This window comes from bacterium (genome assembly GCA_030654305.1).
Classification (GTDB): domain Bacteria; phylum Krumholzibacteriota; class Krumholzibacteriia; order LZORAL124-64-63; family LZORAL124-64-63; genus PNOJ01.
This window is the reverse complement of record JAURXS010000065.1, coordinates 1-1,111: the sequence shown is the minus strand read 5'-3', so window position 1 is coordinate 1,111 and position 1,111 is coordinate 1. Positions and strand designations below refer to the sequence as shown.

At 75.5% G+C, this 1,111-nt stretch carries 1 protein-coding gene; it reads right to left on the bottom strand.

The window, feature by feature from the left end:
- Positions 1 to 37: 37 nt before the first annotated feature.
- Positions 38 to 1,111, bottom strand: a 1,074-nt coding sequence (locus tag Q7W29_01650; protein MDO9170515.1) for a heparinase II/III family protein, incomplete at its 5' end; no start/stop codon positions are given.

Genomic DNA, 1,111 nt, shown 5'->3' with positions numbered 1-1,111 from the left:
CCACCTCAAGTCGCCAGTCACGCGGGATGCCGCCGGATTAGGCCGCCGGCCGGGGTCCGTCAATCTGCTGGCGCGCCGCCGCGAGCTTCCACCGCACCCGCGCGCCCGAGTCCGCCCGCCGCTGGCCGTGCATCACCAGCTGCAGGCCCGGCCGCCGGCCGCCCGGCAGGGGCTCGAGCGAGATGTCCAGGCTGTCGTTGCGCAGGATCCATCCTTCCGTCGCCCCGGCCGGACGCAGCAGCACGCTACGGCGATCCTGCGAAACCAGGGCCTGCACGCCGGGGTGCAGCGGGAATCGGATGGCGAAGGGGACGAAGTGGCGGCCGTCCGGACCCTGCGCCTTGGCGGTGGGGGTCAGCCGGTCCTCGCCGCGCAGTTCGCCCGCGTCCACGTCCAGATACAGCCGTCGCTGATGCATCAGGCCATGGCGGCGCATCCAGCCGTGATGCGCCAGGTCGAGCCACACCGCCCCCTGCGCCTCGTGCCGCTGGGCGTCTATGGGAGCCTGGGCGTCCACCAGGCGCGCGCCCAGCACCCGGGCGGGAAATCCGTTCAGGATCCGGCCGTGGCCGCCCTCGCCGACCTGGGCCGTGGAGGCCGCCGCGATGACCCGGCCGGCGCCCGCATCGATCAGCCGGCGACCGCTTACCAGCACCTGGATGGCCAGTGGCTGGTCGCAGGCCTGCTCGCTCCAGGGGCCGGCGGCGGGCGGGGCCACATCGGCCATCACCTGCACCACGCGCGAATCCATCCGCTGATAGCCGCCGCAGTCCTTGGCGGTGGGCCGGTCGCCGGTCTCGTCCTGCGCCCGGGCGGCGGCCACATAGGCGGGGGCGCGCGCCCGGCCGCCCTGGAACGTCGCCAGCGACCCGTCGGCCAGGGTGAAGAACCGCACCGTGGCCGCCAGCCGGTCGATGGCCCGCTGCACGCCGTCCGGCGCGGCCATCCCCCGCTGGACCAGGGCCTCGTCCAGGGTCTGCAGGTCGAACAGGAGCTCCAGGGCCTGGTCCGGGCGCCGCGAGGCGTGGCCGCCGTCGGGCCCTACCGTCACGTCCAGGGCGCGCCCGAGGCGGGTCAGGGCGCGGTCCAGCAGACGGCGGCCCGCGGGACC